Source organism: Streptococcus sp. 5004, assembly GCF_013276755.1.
In the GTDB taxonomy this organism is placed as follows: Bacteria; Bacillota; Bacilli; order Lactobacillales; family Streptococcaceae; genus Streptococcus.
In genome coordinates this window covers 1-15,750 of sequence record NZ_VMLP01000021.1, presented here as the reverse complement: position 1 = coordinate 15,750, position 15,750 = coordinate 1, and the positions used below count along the sequence as shown (strand labels likewise).

The window sequence follows — 15,750 nt, the reverse complement described above, 5'->3', positions numbered from 1 at the left end:
CTTTCATTTTGAAAACTTAATTGCCTTTAAAGGCATCCACCATTGTTTGAAATTCTTCATTGGAGAGAGTAATCCCTTTGCCCATTTTAGTATGATCTGGACTCCAAGCACGAATATCAAACTTTGCAGGAGCACCATTAAAGCTCACACGGTTGATTTCCTTGGTCCAACCTTTTTCGTTTTCAGAAAGAGTCAACAAGTGCTCTTCGATTTCAAATGTAAATTCTGCCATTTTCTTCTCCTTTTTTAGCTTTCATTTGATTATTCGTAAAATCTTGTAGATTTTAGGAAAATTTTATATAATATTGATATAAAAGAAGGGAGGCCAATATGAGACATAAATTCCAGCAAGTTCTAGGTAAAATACATGATTTTTTAAATGGACATGAAGAGTCAGACCAGACTGAAAGCAACTCCCTTACAGCTACTATTGAAGAGGCTATCCAGAAACAAACCGCTGTTCACCTTATCTTGTCTGAGACAAGCTTTACAGGTGACATCATCAAATACGATCAGCAGCGCCAGCAAATTATCGTGAAAAATTTTGCCAAAAATGTGACCCGTATTATCCGCATAAGCGATATTCAACGCCTGCGATTTGTCCCTTCAACTGTCCAGACAGCCCAAAAAAATAGATTTAAGAAAGAGTGAGATGTAGTTGCTTCATCCCACTCTTTTTTCTTAGCGAACTTGTTCAAAATGTAAATGAACGGCGATATGATCTCCATAACCACTTCTTTCCAAGTCACGTTGTAAACGATAGGAAATGTAGTGTTCAGCAATGGTAATGTAACCTGCACCCAATAAACGATGCTCAACCAAAGACTGAATCATGCTAATAGTAGCACGTTCCACCTTGGCTTCTTCCAAATCCAAAACCACTTTTTTAGTGACTTGTGCAAGGTTTTGACGCAAATCATCTGTTAATACATAGACAGTCTGAGCTGCCTTTAAGATAGCTTGGTAAATCTTATCTGGATTAAATTCAGCAATTTCTCCATCACGTTTGATTACTTGCATAGGTTTCTCCTTTATTCTTTGTTTTCTTTGACTTCTGCCAGCATTTTTTCTTCTTCTGCTGTCAGTTGATAATGTTCAAGCAAATCCGGTCTGCGTTCATAGGTTTTCTTTAAACTCTCATACAGGCGCCACTGACGAATCTTTTCATGGTGACCGCTCATCAGTACATCTGGCACGACCATGCCTCGATAATCATAAGGGCGTGTGTACTGAGGATATTCAAGAAGACCAGAAGAAAAACTATCATCTTGGTGGCTAGATTCCTTGCCAATCACTTCTGGAATCAGGCGAACAGTCGCATCAATCATAGTCATTGCCGCCAATTCTCCTCCAGTAAGGACATAATCACCTAGAGAAATCTCATCTGTCACCAAGGTCTTAATGCGCTCATCATAACCCTCATAGTGGCCACAGATAAAAATAAGTTCTTCCTCTTGAGCCAAATCCTCAGCATAAGCCTGATCAAACTGTTTTCCAGCAGGATCGAGGAGAATGACGCGCGGATTTTTCTTTTCAATAGCATCAAAGGCATCGAAAATAGGTTGAGCTCGGAGCAACATCCCCTGCCCACCTCCGTAAGGCTCATCGTCGACATGGCGGGCCTTTTCAGCATTTTCTCGAAAATTATGATACTGGATATCTAAGAGCCCTTTTTCTCGAGCCTTTCCAACGATTGAGTGCTCCAGTGGAGAAAACATCTCTGGAAAGAGGGTTAAAATATCAATTTTCATCATCTAGCCCTTCTAAGATTTCCACATCGACTCGTTTATTTGGAATATCAACATTGAGAACCACTGGTGGGATATAAGGCAATAACAAGTCACGCTTGCCTTTTCGCTTGACCACCCAGACATCATTAGCACCTGGCTGCAGGATTTCCTTGATGGTTCCAATCAAGTTATCTCCCTCATAGACTTCCAAACCGATAATCTCATGATAGTAGAATTCACCATCATCTAGGTCATTCAAATCTTCCTCAGCGACCTTGAGACTGTATCCCTTGTACTTTTCGATAGCATTGATATGGTACATATCTTTAAATTTGATAATGTCAAAGTTCTTCTGTTTACGGTGGCTAGCGATGGTCACTGTTTGGACAAACTGATCTTTTTCATCAAACAAGGCCAGCTCAGCCCCTTTTTTAAACCGTTCTTCTGCAAAATCCGTCACAGACAAGACTCGCATCTCACCCTGCAACCCCTGCGTATTGACGATTTTCCCAACATTAAAGTAGTTCATCTTGTCTCCTGTAGTCTCCTTCTTTCCATCTTATACTGACAATTCTCGAATAATAGCCGCAATTTTTTCGGATTCAGACCACTGTAAATAATGGTGATTCCCTCCTAAAATGAGTTTAGTATTGGAAGTCCAATATTCTGATTCTCTGTACTCTTTTTCTCTATAAGCCTGACAAAAAATAAATACAGGGATATAAGATTCTATAGATACATTCTCAAAATCTTCCTCAGTAATCTCTCCAGATATCTGAAATCCTGGATCTTGATTTTCCAACTCTAAGCCTTTTTCTTGCATTATTTCCCAGATTTCTTTATTAATTTCAGGGCTAAATGTTGCTTGAGTTAAGTTCTTAAAATAAAGTTCAGGACCACACTCGTCAATCAGCCTCATCTGCTCTTCCATTTCTGGATAAGGATTTTCTAAAAAATCAGCAAACATGACGTTTTTAGTTGTCGGTTCAATTGCTAGTAAAGCCTGATACTTAATTGATTTGTTGAGCAATTTGCAAGCTAAAATTCCACTCAAACTATGTACACAAAGTATATATTCAGAAATCCCTAATTCTTCAAGTACTTCATAAACCGCATCTGCAAGATTATCTAGATTTTTTCCAGCTTGGTCATGAATCGGACTCCTACCTGTGTTCGGAAAATCAATTGTCAAATAACCAATTGTAGGAGGAAGTTTTTCAAGTATAAGTGAAAAATTTTCATAACTTGGTAGCAAACCTGCTCCATTTAAACAAACTAGCACTTTCTTTTGCTTTCGATAAGTAACAGAGAGACTACCAATTTTCGTATATACTTCAATCCTCTTCATAAAGAAATCCACTCGTTCTATATAATGAATTATTAAAAATCCTTATCCTTTATTTTATCACGTTCCAAGGATTTTCTCAAGTTGGAGGAAGGGGACAACATCTCTACTTTCCATTCAAAAATCCTTCCAAATCTCGTTCATGCTGATATTTGATAGCCGCCTTTTTGTCTTTTTCAAAAATGGTCTTGGTTAGATCTATGTCGTTGATGGCCGCAATTGCGACAGTGTAGTGAATGATATCAGCCAGTTCTTTTGCTAGTTCCTCGTTAGAATCTTGAACGCCCTCTTTTCGACCAGAGCGACCATTCAAAACTTCAGCTACTTCTCCGACTTCCTCCACTAACTTCATAAAGAGACCTTCCTCAGTTCGAGATTGCTGGTAATGTTCGAGTAGGTAGTCTTGTAATTGTCTAAACGTTAAATCCTTCATATCCTGCTCCTTGCAAAAAAAGCGAGACATCCGTCCCGCCCTTCTTATTTTTCGTCAATAACGATTCTTACTTTTTTGTCTTCAGTTGGGACAGAGTAGACAATCGTTCTTATCGCAGAAATAGTGCGACCCTTACGACCGATTACACGGCCCACATCGCTTTGATCAAGATCCAAATGATATTCCAAAAACTCTGGTGTATCTTCAATCTTGATAGTTAAGGTATCTGGTTGTGAAATCAAGGGTTTCACAATCGCAATAATGAGATTTTCAATCGTATCCATCTGTCAACCTACTTTAAACTTATTTTGAGAATTTAGAATCGTGGAATTTCTTCAATACACCTTCTTTTGAAAGGATGTTGCGAACTGTATCTGAAGGTTGAGCTCCATCAGCCAACCATGCAAGAACGCGGTCTTCTTTCAAAGTTACTTGGTTTTCAGCAACAAGTGGGTTGTAAGTTCCAACTGTTTCGATGAAACGTCCGTCACGTGGTGAACGTGAATCTGCTACGTTGATACGGTAGAAAGGTTTTTTCTTAGAACCCATACGAGTCAAACGGATTTTAACTGCCATTTTTAAAGTCTCTTTTCTTATTTTTTATTTCGGTGAAATAGCTGAGCTATTTAGCACATGTTCTATTATAGCAGATTTCTGACAGGTGTCAAGAAAAAAACTTGACAGACTATAAAATTTTTAAACCATTTATAAATTTGTTAGAAGTAGGAAATAAATGTTTGAAAGAGGCTATCAGTGAATACTATTTTAGAAAAATGTGATAAAAACCACCAAGTTAAGCCCTTCATCTCACCTGAACGTGATTTGAATGCTTGACTCCTAAATCCCAAGCGAAATATCAAGGATTTTAAGAATGATATCTACTAATTAATTCATAAAATATGAATGAATAGATTCTAAATAGAGGAATAATTTAGTTCTGTAAAAATTAACTTCTACACCTACAACGCCTATTCTGACAGACTTTGTAACAGTCTAAGAAAAAAAGTAGATATTCATACAGTATCTAGATTTTTCAAAAATTCTTTATCATCAAATATGATTAACGAAACTATCCAAACCAAATCCGATGCATTGCTTCAAAGAATTCTTTAGTTGTTTGACTATCATGGGCTTTTATTAAAAAATTTTTTCAAATAATTGCCACCTTGGCACATAAATTCTTGCTTTCCGAATTTAAATGTGATATATTTATAACATAAAATTTAAGTGTTATATATTTATAACACAAAAAAGGAGTCTATCATGAAAAAAAGTCAAAAAATGCATGGCCTCATTGCAATGATTGCCGTAGCTCTCTTTATTGATTTTATTGTTGTATTTGGTTCTAATCTTAGTTGGGGACCCAAGTTAGTTATTACTGGTATTTCAGTGTCAGGTCAAATTGTAGCTATATCGAGCTGGCTACATAAGAGTCAGAAAGGTAAGAGAAAAATTATTTTTGACTTGTCTGCTAAGCTTTACACGATACTTGTGTTTGCAGCAAGCATTTTTTATACAGTAGGAATTTGGGTTGCGACCCCAAGCGAAAGTTCTGGTATTAAAGAATGGATTTTGGGAATTGGCCTCGTTATTGAAGTGATTCTATTTGGTTTTTTCTCTTTAAAAAATGTCAAGGAAACTCCGGACGAACGCTTTTATGCTAATTTAGCAAAGGCAGCTAGCTTGATGTTGGTTTTTATACTAGGCGCACTGATGATCCTAGCAGTTATCATTGGGTATATGGGGCCTTTCACTCTTTACATGGGCCAGATCTTTATTAGCATAGCTACCTTGATTTGCATCTTTGCGGTTGTCTATCTTATCTTGGAACGGAGAGGATAAGCATGGCCAAAGAAAGTAAGATTATTACTAATCTCAAATCTGTTCGTGAGTCCACAGGCATGACCCAGCAGGAGTTAGCCGACCTCATCGGCATGCGACGCGAGACAATTCTGCACTTGGAAAATAACCGTTACAATCCTTCGCTGGAAATGGCTCTTAAAATTGCTCAGGTTTTTAATCTGAAAGTAGAAGACCTCTTTGAACTCAGACAGAAAGAGGAAGCATAATTCTTTTCGAGACCTAGTATTAAGTTCATTGATTAATTAGGAATTGAAGCCAAAAGAAAAAATCCTTTGAAAATGTGCTCTTTTAAAATATAGTATTTCTTTCGAATTAACGTTTACTAATTGTGATGCTTTACGAGCTTTCTTAAGATCTGGTTCCCAAAATACTTTGAGTACACTTATGGTATTGATACCCCTAAACATCTAAAAACTCTGGTAGAAAAAGGGTATGCTCTTGTCGAAACTTCTTTTGACTCACTTGACCATCTAAATACTACCATGAAAATGAATATTCTGAAAAGCAAGGGAATTACAGGACTTTCTAAAATGAAGGCTACCAATCTGGAGCAAGCCCTTCATGACCATTTTTCAGAAGAAGAATTAGCAATCGTGGCTACGAATTGACTCCAAAGGGGGAGCAGATACTGGAACAATACAAGGGAATTATCGACCGACATCCAAAGAAGAATCTCTAATCAAGTGATTTTTTAGTTGATTTTCTCTAAAATTGTCTTGTCACTAATATTTGAAATCCACTTCCTTTTAGGGTACAATGGTAGAAATAAATTTTTGAGAGGAACAGAATGAAAAAACTAGCAACCCTTCTTTTACTGTCCACTGTAGCCCTAGCTGGGTGTAGCAGCATCCAACGCAGGCTGCGTGGTGATGACTATGTAGATTCTAGCTTGGCCGCTGAGGAAAGCTCCAAAGCAGCAGCCCAATCTGCCAAGGAGCTAAACGATGCTTTAACAAACGAAAACGCCAATTTCCCACAACTATCTAAAGAAGTTGCTGAAGATGAAGCTGAAGTGATTCTCCACACAAGCCAAGGAGATATCCGTATCAAACTCTTCCCTAAACTCGCTCCTTTAGCGGTTGAAAACTTCCTCACTCATGCCAAAGAAGGCTACTATAACGGCATTACCTTCCACCGTGTCATCGATGGCTTCATGGTTCAAACTGGAGATCCAAAGGGAGACGGTACAGGTGGTCAGTCTATCTGGCATGACAAGGATAAGACTAAAGACAAGGGAACTGGTTTCAAAAACGAGATTACTCCTTATCTCTATAACATCCGTGGTGCTCTTTCTATGGCTAATACTGGTCAACCAAACACCAATGGCAGCCAGTTCTTCATCAACCAAAACTCTACAGATACCTCTGCTAAACTCCCTACAAGCAAGTATCCAAAGAAAATCATCGAAGCCTATAAAGAAGGGGGAAACCCTAGTCTAGATGGCAAACACCCAGTCTTTGGTCAAGTGATTGACGGTATGGATGTTGTGGATAAGATTGCCAAAGCCGAAAAAGATGAAAAAGACAAGCCAACGACTGCTATCACAATCGACAGCATCGAAGTGGTGAAAGACTACGATTTTAAACTCAATGAAAATCAAAGAGCAAACTAGGAAACTAGCCGCAGGCTGTACTTGAGTACGGCAAGGCGACGTTGACGCGGTTTGAATTTGATTTTCGAAGAGTATTAAATCTTAAAAACCTAAAAATACAGTACCCACATACGGTACTGTATTTCTTTTATCCTCATTTTTAAGTTAGATTATTAAAATCCCAGATTTGGTCCATCCAGCCTTCATAGAAGTCTGGTTCGTGGCAGACCATAAGAATAGATCCCTTGTATTCTTTAAGAGCACGTTTGAGTTCACCTTTGGCATCCACATCCAAATGGTTGGTCGGCTCGTCCAGCACTAAAACGTTGTTTTCACGATTCATCAAGAGACAGAAACGAACCTTGGCTTGTTCCCCACCTGACAAGACCTGAATTTGGCTTTCGATATGCTTGGTTGTCAAACCACAACGAGCAAGGGCTGCACGAACTTCTGCTTGGTTGAGAGCTGGAAAGGCATTCCAAACAGCCTCTAGTGGTGTTTGGCGATTGCCTCCTTCTACTTCCTGCTCAAAGTAACCAAGTTCTAGGTAGTCACCGCGTTCAACTTCCCCAGCGATTGGCGGGATAATGCCCAATAGAGACTTCAATAGAGTTGTTTTACCGATACCATTGGCACCAATAATAGCAACCTTTTGATTGCGTTCAAAGGTAAGATTTAAAGGCTTAGTGAGAGGACGGTCATAACCAATTTGCAAATCCTTGGCTTGGAAAATAAAGCGTCCTGGCGTACGAGCTGGTTTGAAATCAAAGGACGGCTTTGGTTTCTCACTTTGCAACTCGATAATATCCATCTTATCCAATTTCTTCTGACGAGACATGGCCATGTTTCGTGTTGCAACACGCGCTTTGTTTCGTGCGACGAAGTCCTTGAGGTCTGCAATTTCTTTTTGTTGACGTTCGTAGGCAGCCTCTAGCTGAGATTTCTTCATAGCATAGACTTCTTGGAACTGGTAGTAGTCACCAGAGTATCGTGTCAACTGTTGATTTTCCACATGGTAGACAATATTGATAACGTCGTTCAGGAATGGAATATCGTGTGAAATGAGAACAAAGGCATTCTCATAGTTTTGGAGATAGCGCTTGAGCCAGTCAATATGCTCAGCATCCAAGTAGTTGGTCGGCTCGTCCAAAAGCAAGATATCGGGCTTTTCAAGGAGGAGTTTAGCCAAAAGTACCTTGGTTCTTTGCCCACCTGACAAAGAGGTCACATCCGTATCCATGCCAAAGTCCATAACACCAAGGGCACGCGCTACTTCGTCAATCTTAGCATCCAAGGTATAGAAATCACGACTCTCCAGACGGTCTTGAAGTTCACCCACTTCTTCCATGAGAGCATCAACATCCGCACCGTCTTCAGCCATTTCCATATAAAGGTCATTGATACGAGCTTCTGCTTTAAAAAGCTCATCAAAAGCTGTACGGAGCACATCGCGCACCGACTGCCCTTCAGCAAGGACTGAGTGCTGATCCAAGTAACCAGCAGTCACATATTTGGACCACTCAACCTTCCCTTCATCTGGCAACATTTTACCAGTCACGATACTCATAAAGGTTGATTTCCCTTCACCATTAGCACCAACCAAACCGATATGTTCCCCCTTTAGGAGACGGAAGGACACATCTTCAAAAATTGCACGGTCACCAAAACCGTGACTCAGATTTTTAACTTCTAAAATACTCATTTTAATTCCTTATCTTGTTTTTATACTCTTCGAAAATCAAATTCAAACCACGTCAGCTTCACCTTGCCGTACTCAAGTACAGCCTGCAGCTAGCTTCCTAGTTTGCTCTTTGATTTTCATTGAGTATTATGTAATTGTTTATAGAGGAGCCAAGCCAGATAGCCACCCAAAGTATTGGTCCACAAATCATCAATCTCAAAGACGCGATTGAAATCAAAGAAAAAATCCAAGACTAACTGCGTACACTCGATTCCAAGACTCACTAGAAAACTAAAAAGAAGGACCTTTTTTGTTTTCCGCAAATTTGGAAGGAGATAAAGGAGTTGGAAAATTAGAGGAAAAAGTAAGAAGACATTGAGGATATTTTGTAGAAAAATCCAACATAATTGTCCTATGTCACTCACTTGGCCCAGTTTCCAGAGAGAATTGAAAGGAGTCAAAAGAAAAACCAGGCGTCCAAGATGCTGAATACCTGGAGTTTCCGCCCCCACGGGAGAATGTTCTTGAGGAGTAAAGCAAAAATAGACAATGCAAATGCTATAGAAAATGACTCCCCAGACCAAAACATGATTATAAGTTTTCTTCATCATTAAGGATTGACTGTTGCGACTGCTTTCTGGCGGTCACGTTTCATTGTATTGGAACGCAATTGTCCACAAGCTGCATCAATATCTGTTCCGTGCTCTTGACGAACCACACAGTTAACCCCTTTTTTCTTAAGCGTATCATAGAAAGCCAGGACTCGCTCTTTAGGACTACGGCTATATTGGTCATGCTCACTAACTGGGTTATAAGGAATCAAGTTTACATAAGACAATTTCTTGATATTCTTGAGCAATTCAGCCAATTCCAAGGCTTGTTCTACACCATCATTGACTTCATTGAGCATGATATATTCAAAAGTCACACGACGATTGGTTGTTTCGATATAATACTCAATAGCAGCAAAGAGTTTTTCAATCGGAAAGGCACGGTTAATTTTCATGATACTTGAGCGCAGTTCATTGTTAGGTGCATGAAGGGAAACGGCAAGATTGACCTGAACCCCTTCATTAGCAAAGTCACGAATTTTATGGGCCAAACCTGAGGTTGAAACCGTGATGTGACGAGCACCGATGGCCATTCCTTTATCATCATTGATAGTACGAACGAAATTTAAGACATTGTTGTAGTTATCAAATGGTTCACCAATTCCCATGACAACAATATGGCTGACGCGTTCGTCCTGACCACGCTCATCAAAGTATTTCTGAACCAGCATGATTTGCGCTACGATTTCACCGTTATTGAGGTCACGTTGTTTCTTAATCAAACCAGAGGCACAGAAGGTACAACCGATATTACAGCCCACCTGAGTGGTCACACAGACAGATAAACCGTAGTGTTGACGCATGAGTACTGTCTCAATCAGCATTCCATCTGGCAATTCAAAGAGATATTTAACGGTCCCATCAGCAGACTCTTGCACGATACGCTGTTTCAAGGGATTGACCACAAACTGATCATTAAGCTTAGCAATCAAATCCTTGGAAAGGTTGGTCATCTCTTCAAATGACTGGACACGTTTACGGTAAAGCCATTCCCAGATTTGATCTGCACGGAATTTCTTTTCTCCCTGCTCCAAAACCCATTCCTGCATGGTTTGACGTGTTAAACTATAAATTGACGGTTTCATTTCTTCTCCTTATTCTCTACTCACTTCTGACGAATGACAAAATGACGTTGCCCCTTGTCCTCTTTCTGAGAATGCTGGTCCTTCTGACGACGTCTATTTTTCTTATCTGCATTCGGTTTTCGTTTGGTTTGAGTCGGTTTCTTTCCTTTTTTAGAAGGTGTTTCTTCTTCCTTCTTACGCATTTTCTTGTCAAATGATGCTCGCTTAGGGGCTTCATTTTCTAAGACAAAATAGGCACAACCATAACTACAATACTCTAAAAGGTAGTCTTGTAAACGACTGATTTTTTCAAGTTTTTCTTCTGTTCGATCATCTTTGTAAAAACCTCGTAGGCGAAGCTGTTCGTTGCTCCAGTCTCCCACGATATAATCAAACTTGGTTAAGACTTCTGAAAAACGCTGATTAAAAGCCGTCACATCAAAGGCATCCTTGATATTTTCCACCAAGGAAAAAGCTATCCCTTCCGTTTCAACCTTGTCCCCGTGTAAATGGAACTCAGGACCAGGAAACTTGTTATAGTTGTATAATTCAGGTGCAATTTCTTTTCGCATAGATATCCCTTTTCCACGATTACTTAATACTTTATTCTACCATAATTTCTAGCAGTTAGCACGTTTCTCATAAAAATGAAAAAAGTCTGACGATTTTGTCAGACCAAAATAATATAACCTTAAAAAGAGAAGAACAATTCTTCCCTCCAACTATCATTATTTAGCAGCTGCGTACAATTCATCTACTTTGTTCCAGTTGATCACTGAGAAGAAAGCTTTGATGTAGTCAGGACGCACGTTGCGGTATTTCACGTAGTAAGCATGTTCCCAAACGTCCAAGCCCAAGATTGGTTTTTTACCTTCTGAGATTGGTGTGTCTTGGTTTGCTGTTGAAGTCACTTCAAGCTTCCCTTCTTTGTTGACAACCAACCATGCCCATCCAGAACCGAAACGAGTTGTTGCTGCTGCAGTGAAGGCTGCTTGGAAGTCTTCAAATGAACCAAATGTTGCATCGATTGCTGCTGCAAGTTCTGCTGATGGAGCTGTTTTTTCAGGAGTCATCAATTCCCAGAAAAGAGCGTGGTTCAAGTGTCCGCCACCATTGTTAATAAGCGCTTGACGGATATCAGCTGGGATAGATTCTACATCAGCAAGCAAAGCTTCAAGCTCTTCACCAATTTCAGGGTGTTTTTCAAGAGCTGCATTAGCATTGTTGACATAAGTTTGATGGTGTTTGTCATGGTGCAAGTGCATTGTTTCCGCATCGATGTATGGTTCCAAAGCGTCGTATGCATATGGAAGTTCTGGTAAGATAATAGCCATCTGTAATACCTCTTTTTCTTTCTATATGAAAATGATAACGCAAACATTCACTTTTTTCAAGTTTTTTGCTTATAGATAAGGAAATCACTGAGATACTTTCTAATAATACTCTTCGAAAATCTCTTCAAACCGCGTCAACGTCGCCTTNNTTCCTAGTTTGCACTTTGATTTTCATTGAGTATAAAACAAGCAAATTAGCAAGAAACCCACGACAAAATAATATTGACGCGGGTTTTAGTTTCAAAAAAATGTCAATTGACCTGACTAGCAATCTGTAAGAGTGCCTTTTCAAAAAGGAAACTCTTTTCATAAAGACCTGTCTTAATCTGATAGTCTGTCTCAATCAAATAGGAAATAGCTTGCTTCAAAAAGCTCAAGGAAAGTCCTCTTGAATCTCTCAGCGCAAACTTGATTTGATAGGGATTGGGATTGCGTCCGAGAAAACTTCCTAAACTACTTGCAATCTGCGATTCTGTTTGCCCAGACTCCGCCAAAATCTTCACCTGAGTAAAAGTCCGAAATTGTCCCAGCATGACTGCAATCAGTTTGATTTCATCTTCACCTTGCAAGGTCAAGTCTCTAACCAAATCACGCGCCTGGTCCATCTTTTTAGTCAGAATAAACTGAGTTAAATCAAAAATATTGTCCTGCAAGGTCTTGGGAATAGCATTGACAATATCCTCTTCCTCGATAACAGAGTCTTCCTTATAGGACTGTAAAAAGAGGAGATTTTTCTGAATTTCGCTAAATTGAAAACCCGACTTGACGAGAAGATTTTCAAAAGAATGATTGGCAAACTGCAGACCTTGTTTCTGACTCCACTTTTGGAAATACTGGCGCAATTCTTGTTCTTTGGCTTCTACTGCATCAAAGACCTTGGCATCACGCTTAAGTAATTTAACCAACCGTCTTTTGCTATCCAGCTTTCCTTCTGCAAATATTATCAACTTGGTTGTTGGCGAAGGATTGTCAAGATATTCCTCAAACGACTTAAGCTCATCATCTGTTAAAAAGCGTTTCTTGGTTGTTGTAATATCGACAAAATGGTCTAATATCACGATTTTTTCATCGGCAAAGAAAGGAAGACTGACCAACTCCAGTTCCACATCCTTGTAGACCACTTCTTTCATATCAAAGTAGGCAAAGTTGAGGTCGGCAGAATCATACCCAATCTGTTTCAACACTTGACTCTTCATAACTTCAAACTGACCCTGGTCTGTCCCTGTAAAAAGGCTCAAACTAGGTAAATTTGATAAAGTCAACTTCTGACTTTCTTCAATGGCTAGCATCCTCTCTCCTTTCTTCTGATTTTTCGATTGAATTTAGTCAATATAGCGCAATTTCCCACGGAAATCTTCTAGGTTCTCGTACCCTTTTTCCACCATGATAGCTTTTAGTTCATTGGTAATACGTTCGAAAGCACCAACTCCTTCTTTGTGAAGGGTGGTTCCCACCTGTACCATACTTGCTCCACAGAGGATGTGTTCAAAGGCATCACGACCAGTCAACACGCCGCCTGTTCCAATGATTTGGATTTGAGGATTTAAGCGTTGATAAAAGGCATGAACATTAGCTAGAGCAGTCGGTTTGATATACTCACCACCAATGCCACCGAAACCATTTTTAGGACGAATAACGACGGACTCATTTTCTATATATAGGCCGTTTCCGATTGAGTTGACGCAGTTGACAAACTTAAGAGGATACTTATTGAAAATAGCTGCCGCTTGGTCAAAGTGAACAATGTCAAAATATGGTGGCAATTTAATTCCAAGAGGTTTGGTGAAGTAGGAAAATACTTCTGCCAAAATCCGGTCTGTTGTCTCAAAATCATAGGCAATCTGAGGTTTTCCTGGAACATTTGGACAGGAGAGGTTTAGCTCAGTCAGACCACGAAAATCACTCTCTTGGACTTTTTTCAAAATAGTATGGGTTTCCTCTGGAGACATACCAACTAGAGATAAGAAGAAAGTTCGATTTGGCTCTTTTTCCTGCAGATCCAAAAGGTAGTCCAGATAGTAGTCTAAGCCCTTGTTTGGCAAACCCATAGAGTTGATAGAACCAAGTGGAACATCTTGATAACGTGGTTCAGGGTTCCCCTGACGAAAGTCCAAGGTCGCAGTCTTTGTGACAAAGGTTCCTGCAACTGAGTTTTTAACCCCTTCTAGCTCCTCTATCGTCATACAAGCCACACCTGCTGCATTCATCAAACAATTGTCAAACTCAAAACCAGCAATTTGCGTTTTCGTTGATACCATGATTCTGATCCTCCAGATTCCTTTTATTGCTAATATTATACCATATTTTCAGATTTTCTCTTTGAGAAAGGCATTTATAAGAAAAACGTTCGTTTTTTATCTACTTTCAAAAAATCCCAAAAACCAAATTGAAAGAATTTTTAGAAAATTTTTGTTTTTTCTCTTTACAGTTAAAAAAAATTCTGCTATAATGACACACATAATTAAATTAGAATTTAAGGAGAACGATATGACATCTGCTAAAGAATATATCCAAAGCGTGTTTGAAACTGTAAAAGCTCGTAACGGGCACGAGGCTGAATTCCTCCAAGCTGTTGAAGAATTTTTCAACACTTTAGAACCTGTATTCGAAAAACACCCTGAGTATATCGAAGAAAATATATTGGCACGTATTACTGAGCCTGAGCGCGTGATTTCTTTCCGTGTTCCTTGGGTTGACCGTGATGGAAAAGTTCAAGTAAACCGTGGCTACCGTGTTCAATTCAACTCAGCTGTTGGACCATACAAAGGCGGACTTCGTTTCCACCCAACTGTAAACCAAGGGATCTTGAAATTCCTCGGATTTGAACAAATCTTTAAAAATGTCTTGACTGGACTTCCTATCGGTGGAGGTAAAGGTGGATCAGACTTCGATCCTAAAGGTAAAACAGATGCTGAAGTGATGCGCTTCTGCCAAAGCTTCATGACTGAATTGCAAAAATACATTGGGCCATCACTTGACGTACCTGCTGGTGATATCGGTGTAGGTGGACGTGAAATTGGTTATCTTTACGGTCAATACAAGCGTCTTAACCAATTTGATGCTGGTGTCTTGACTGGTAAACCTCTTGGATTTGGTGGTAGCTTGATTCGTCCAGAAGCAACTGGTTACGGTTTGGTTTATTACACTGAAGAAATGCTCAAAGCTAACGGTAATAGCTTTGCTGGTAAGAAAGTAGTCATTTCAGGTTCTGGTAACGTTGCCCAATATGCTCTTCAAAAAGCGACTGAACTTGGTGCAACTGTTATTTCTGTTTCTGACTCAAACGGCTATGTCATCGATGAAAATGGTATCGACTTCGATCTTTTGGTTGATGTTAAAGAAAAACGTCGCGCTCGTTTGACTGAGTATGCAGCTGAGAAAGCAACCGCTACTTATCATGAAGGTTCTGTATGGACTTACGCTGGAAACTATGATATCGCTCTTCCATGTGCGACTCAAAACGAAATCAACGGTGAAGCAGCTAAACGTTTGGTTGCTCAAGGCGTGATCTGTGTATCTGAAGGTGCCAACATGCCAAGCGACCTTGATGCCATCAAAGTCTACAAAGAAAATGGTATCTTCTACGGACCTGCAAAAGCTGCCAACGCTGGTGGTGTAGCCGTTTCAGCCCTTGAAATGAGCCAAAATAGCCTTCGCCTCTCATGGACTCGTGAAGAAGTTGATGGCCGTCTCAAAGACATCATGACAAACATCTTCAACACAGCTAAAACAACTGCTGAAACATATGGTCTTGATAAAGAATACCTTGCAGGAGCTAACATTGCTGCCTTTGAAAATGTAGCAAACGCTATGATTGCACAAGGTATTGTTTAAGATTCATTTGCTTAATCCTCAATCGCTTCGATTGGGGATTTTTAGTTGAGTTAAACAGTTGGTAAATTATTGTTAAATGAAATAAAAACCGAACAACTGGATTACGGAATTCAGACCAATTTCTAACAATGTTTTATAAAACTCGATGGACTATTCTAAATTCAATCTATTTTATACTTTTCGAAAATCTCTTCAAACCACGTCAGCGTCGCCTTACCGTATGTATATGATACTGACTTCGTCAGCTCTATCTGCAACCTCAAA

The 15,750-nt window shown here is 39.5% G+C and carries 20 protein-coding genes; 5 read left to right on the top strand and 15 right to left on the bottom strand.

The window, feature by feature from the left end; translation table 11 throughout:
• Positions 1-16: 16 nt before the first annotated feature.
• Positions 17-232, bottom strand: coding sequence for a YdbC family protein (locus HT685_RS07115; RefSeq protein ID WP_000807422.1), 216 nt, complete (start codon positions 230-232; stop codon positions 17-19).
• A gap of 98 nt (positions 233-330) precedes the next feature.
• On the opposite strand from HT685_RS07115, the gene HT685_RS07110 reads away from it, so the two are divergent.
• Entirely contained in the window at positions 331-651 is a 321-nt protein-coding gene (locus HT685_RS07110) for a hypothetical protein (protein WP_173226652.1), read from the top strand.
• Positions 652-681: 30 nt separating this feature from the next.
• On the opposite strand, the gene HT685_RS07105 is transcribed toward HT685_RS07110, so the two are convergent.
• The 7 genes from HT685_RS07105 to rpsP all read right to left on the bottom strand — a co-directional run bounded on the left by HT685_RS07105 (position 682) and on the right by rpsP (position 4,084).
• Positions 682-1,020, bottom strand: a complete 339-nt coding sequence (locus HT685_RS07105; RefSeq protein ID WP_001196039.1) for an ATP cone domain-containing protein — start codon at positions 1,018-1,020, stop codon at positions 682-684.
• A gap of 11 nt (positions 1,021-1,031) precedes the next feature.
• Entirely contained in the window at positions 1,032-1,751 is a 720-nt protein-coding gene (gene trmD / locus HT685_RS07100) for a tRNA (guanosine(37)-N1)-methyltransferase TrmD (protein ID WP_049524872.1), read from the bottom strand.
• A complete protein-coding gene (rimM, locus tag HT685_RS07095; RefSeq protein ID WP_049524868.1) occupies positions 1,741-2,259 on the bottom strand; it encodes a ribosome maturation factor RimM in 519 nt (172 codons plus the stop codon). The genes trmD and rimM overlap by 11 nt, the downstream gene beginning before the upstream one ends.
• Before the next feature lie 30 nt (positions 2,260-2,289).
• Positions 2,290-3,078, bottom strand: coding sequence for an alpha/beta hydrolase (locus tag HT685_RS07090; protein ID WP_173226654.1), 789 nt, complete (start codon positions 3,076-3,078; stop codon positions 2,290-2,292).
• Between the two features lie 103 nt (positions 3,079-3,181).
• Complete coding sequence (locus HT685_RS07085) at positions 3,182-3,508, bottom strand: MazG nucleotide pyrophosphohydrolase domain-containing protein (protein ID WP_173226656.1); 327 nt, start codon at positions 3,506-3,508, stop codon at positions 3,182-3,184.
• Positions 3,509-3,552: 44 nt separating this feature from the next.
• On the bottom strand, positions 3,553-3,792 hold the full coding sequence (gene kphA / locus HT685_RS07080; RefSeq protein WP_000379628.1) for an RNA-binding protein KphA: 240 nt from the start codon (positions 3,790-3,792) through the stop codon (positions 3,553-3,555).
• 19 nt (positions 3,793-3,811) lie between these two features.
• Entirely contained in the window at positions 3,812-4,084 is a 273-nt protein-coding gene (rpsP, locus tag HT685_RS07075; RefSeq protein ID WP_000268760.1) for a 30S ribosomal protein S16, read from the bottom strand.
• A gap of 687 nt (positions 4,085-4,771) precedes the next feature.
• Here rpsP and HT685_RS07070 point away from each other — a divergent pair.
• The 3 genes from HT685_RS07070 to HT685_RS07060 all read left to right on the top strand — a co-directional run bounded on the left by HT685_RS07070 (position 4,772) and on the right by HT685_RS07060 (position 6,983).
• Positions 4,772-5,350 carry a DUF3796 domain-containing protein gene (locus tag HT685_RS07070; protein ID WP_173226658.1) on the top strand — a complete coding sequence of 193 codons (579 nt, stop codon included), beginning with the start codon at positions 4,772-4,774 and terminating at the stop codon, positions 5,348-5,350.
• Between the two features lie 2 nt (positions 5,351-5,352).
• On the top strand, positions 5,353-5,577 hold the full coding sequence (locus HT685_RS07065) for a helix-turn-helix transcriptional regulator (RefSeq protein ID WP_001041097.1): 225 nt from the start codon (positions 5,353-5,355) through the stop codon (positions 5,575-5,577).
• Positions 5,578-6,158: 581 nt separating this feature from the next.
• On the top strand, positions 6,159-6,983 hold the full coding sequence (locus HT685_RS07060; RefSeq protein WP_173278999.1) for a peptidylprolyl isomerase: 825 nt from the start codon (positions 6,159-6,161) through the stop codon (positions 6,981-6,983).
• A 139-nt stretch (positions 6,984-7,122) separates the two neighbouring features.
• Here the strand turns inward: HT685_RS07060 and HT685_RS07055 are convergent, their stop codons facing one another.
• The 7 genes from HT685_RS07055 to HT685_RS07025 all read right to left on the bottom strand — a co-directional run bounded on the left by HT685_RS07055 (position 7,123) and on the right by HT685_RS07025 (position 13,910).
• Positions 7,123-8,664 (bottom strand): ABC-F family ATP-binding cassette domain-containing protein, encoded by a 1,542-nt coding sequence (locus HT685_RS07055; protein WP_173226661.1) that lies wholly within the window; start codon positions 8,662-8,664, stop codon positions 7,123-7,125.
• A gap of 116 nt (positions 8,665-8,780) precedes the next feature.
• Positions 8,781-9,254, bottom strand: a complete 474-nt coding sequence (locus tag HT685_RS07050; RefSeq protein WP_173226663.1) for a VanZ family protein — start codon at positions 9,252-9,254, stop codon at positions 8,781-8,783.
• Positions 9,254-10,339 carry a 23S rRNA (adenine(2503)-C(2))-methyltransferase RlmN gene (rlmN, locus tag HT685_RS07045; protein ID WP_125411228.1) on the bottom strand — a complete coding sequence of 362 codons (1,086 nt, stop codon included), beginning with the start codon at positions 10,337-10,339 and terminating at the stop codon, positions 9,254-9,256. The genes HT685_RS07050 and rlmN overlap by 1 nt, the downstream gene beginning before the upstream one ends.
• Positions 10,340-10,359: 20 nt before the next feature.
• A complete protein-coding gene (locus tag HT685_RS07040; protein ID WP_033677505.1) occupies positions 10,360-10,890 on the bottom strand; it encodes a YutD family protein in 531 nt (176 codons plus the stop codon).
• 156 nt (positions 10,891-11,046) lie between these two features.
• Positions 11,047-11,652 (bottom strand): superoxide dismutase SodA, encoded by a 606-nt coding sequence (sodA, locus tag HT685_RS07035; protein WP_173226665.1) that lies wholly within the window; start codon positions 11,650-11,652, stop codon positions 11,047-11,049.
• 251 nt (positions 11,653-11,903) lie between these two features.
• Positions 11,904-12,941 carry a DNA polymerase III subunit delta gene (holA, locus tag HT685_RS07030; protein ID WP_173226667.1) on the bottom strand — a complete coding sequence of 346 codons (1,038 nt, stop codon included), beginning with the start codon at positions 12,939-12,941 and terminating at the stop codon, positions 11,904-11,906.
• A 33-nt stretch (positions 12,942-12,974) separates the two neighbouring features.
• On the bottom strand, positions 12,975-13,910 hold the full coding sequence (locus HT685_RS07025) for a dihydroorotate oxidase (protein ID WP_173226669.1): 936 nt from the start codon (positions 13,908-13,910) through the stop codon (positions 12,975-12,977).
• Positions 13,911-14,139: 229 nt separating this feature from the next.
• Between HT685_RS07025 and gdhA the strand changes: the two genes are divergently transcribed.
• Positions 14,140-15,486, top strand: a complete 1,347-nt coding sequence (gdhA, locus tag HT685_RS07020; RefSeq protein WP_173226671.1) for an NADP-specific glutamate dehydrogenase — start codon at positions 14,140-14,142, stop codon at positions 15,484-15,486.
• Positions 15,487-15,750: the final 264 nt, after the last annotated feature.

What these genes read in the sequence shown, in the direction of transcription:
- HT685_RS07115 (WP_000807422.1), bottom strand. Translation starts at nt 232, where the DNA reads ATGGCAGAATTTACATTTGAAATCGAAGAGCACTTGTTGACTCTTTCT.
- HT685_RS07110 (WP_173226652.1), top strand. Translation starts at nt 331, where the DNA reads ATGAGACATAAATTCCAGCAAGTTCTAGGTAAAATACATGATTTTTTA.
- HT685_RS07105 (WP_001196039.1), bottom strand. Translation starts at nt 1,020, where the DNA reads ATGCAAGTAATCAAACGTGATGGAGAAATTGCTGAATTTAATCCAGAT.
- trmD (WP_049524872.1), bottom strand. Translation starts at nt 1,751, where the DNA reads ATGAAAATTGATATTTTAACCCTCTTTCCAGAGATGTTTTCTCCACTG.
- rimM (WP_049524868.1), bottom strand. Translation starts at nt 2,259, where the DNA reads ATGAACTACTTTAATGTTGGGAAAATCGTCAATACGCAGGGGTTGCAG.
- HT685_RS07090 (WP_173226654.1), bottom strand. Translation starts at nt 3,078, where the DNA reads ATGAAGAGGATTGAAGTATATACGAAAATTGGTAGTCTCTCTGTTACT.
- HT685_RS07085 (WP_173226656.1), bottom strand. Translation starts at nt 3,508, where the DNA reads ATGAAGGATTTAACGTTTAGACAATTACAAGACTACCTACTCGAACAT.
- kphA (WP_000379628.1), bottom strand. Translation starts at nt 3,792, where the DNA reads ATGGATACGATTGAAAATCTCATTATTGCGATTGTGAAACCCTTGATT.
- rpsP (WP_000268760.1), bottom strand. Translation starts at nt 4,084, where the DNA reads ATGGCAGTTAAAATCCGTTTGACTCGTATGGGTTCTAAGAAAAAACCT.
- HT685_RS07070 (WP_173226658.1), top strand. Translation starts at nt 4,772, where the DNA reads ATGAAAAAAAGTCAAAAAATGCATGGCCTCATTGCAATGATTGCCGTA.
- HT685_RS07065 (WP_001041097.1), top strand. Translation starts at nt 5,353, where the DNA reads ATGGCCAAAGAAAGTAAGATTATTACTAATCTCAAATCTGTTCGTGAG.
- HT685_RS07060 (WP_173278999.1), top strand. Translation starts at nt 6,159, where the DNA reads ATGAAAAAACTAGCAACCCTTCTTTTACTGTCCACTGTAGCCCTAGCT.
- HT685_RS07055 (WP_173226661.1), bottom strand. Translation starts at nt 8,664, where the DNA reads ATGAGTATTTTAGAAGTTAAAAATCTGAGTCACGGTTTTGGTGACCGT.
- HT685_RS07050 (WP_173226663.1), bottom strand. Translation starts at nt 9,254, where the DNA reads ATGATGAAGAAAACTTATAATCATGTTTTGGTCTGGGGAGTCATTTTC.
- rlmN (WP_125411228.1), bottom strand. Translation starts at nt 10,339, where the DNA reads ATGAAACCGTCAATTTATAGTTTAACACGTCAAACCATGCAGGAATGG.
- HT685_RS07040 (WP_033677505.1), bottom strand. Translation starts at nt 10,890, where the DNA reads ATGCGAAAAGAAATTGCACCTGAATTATACAACTATAACAAGTTTCCT.
- sodA (WP_173226665.1), bottom strand. Translation starts at nt 11,652, where the DNA reads ATGGCTATTATCTTACCAGAACTTCCATATGCATACGACGCTTTGGAA.
- holA (WP_173226667.1), bottom strand. Translation starts at nt 12,941, where the DNA reads ATGCTAGCCATTGAAGAAAGTCAGAAGTTGACTTTATCAAATTTACCT.
- HT685_RS07025 (WP_173226669.1), bottom strand. Translation starts at nt 13,910, where the DNA reads ATGGTATCAACGAAAACGCAAATTGCTGGTTTTGAGTTTGACAATTGT.
- gdhA (WP_173226671.1), top strand. Translation starts at nt 14,140, where the DNA reads ATGACATCTGCTAAAGAATATATCCAAAGCGTGTTTGAAACTGTAAAA.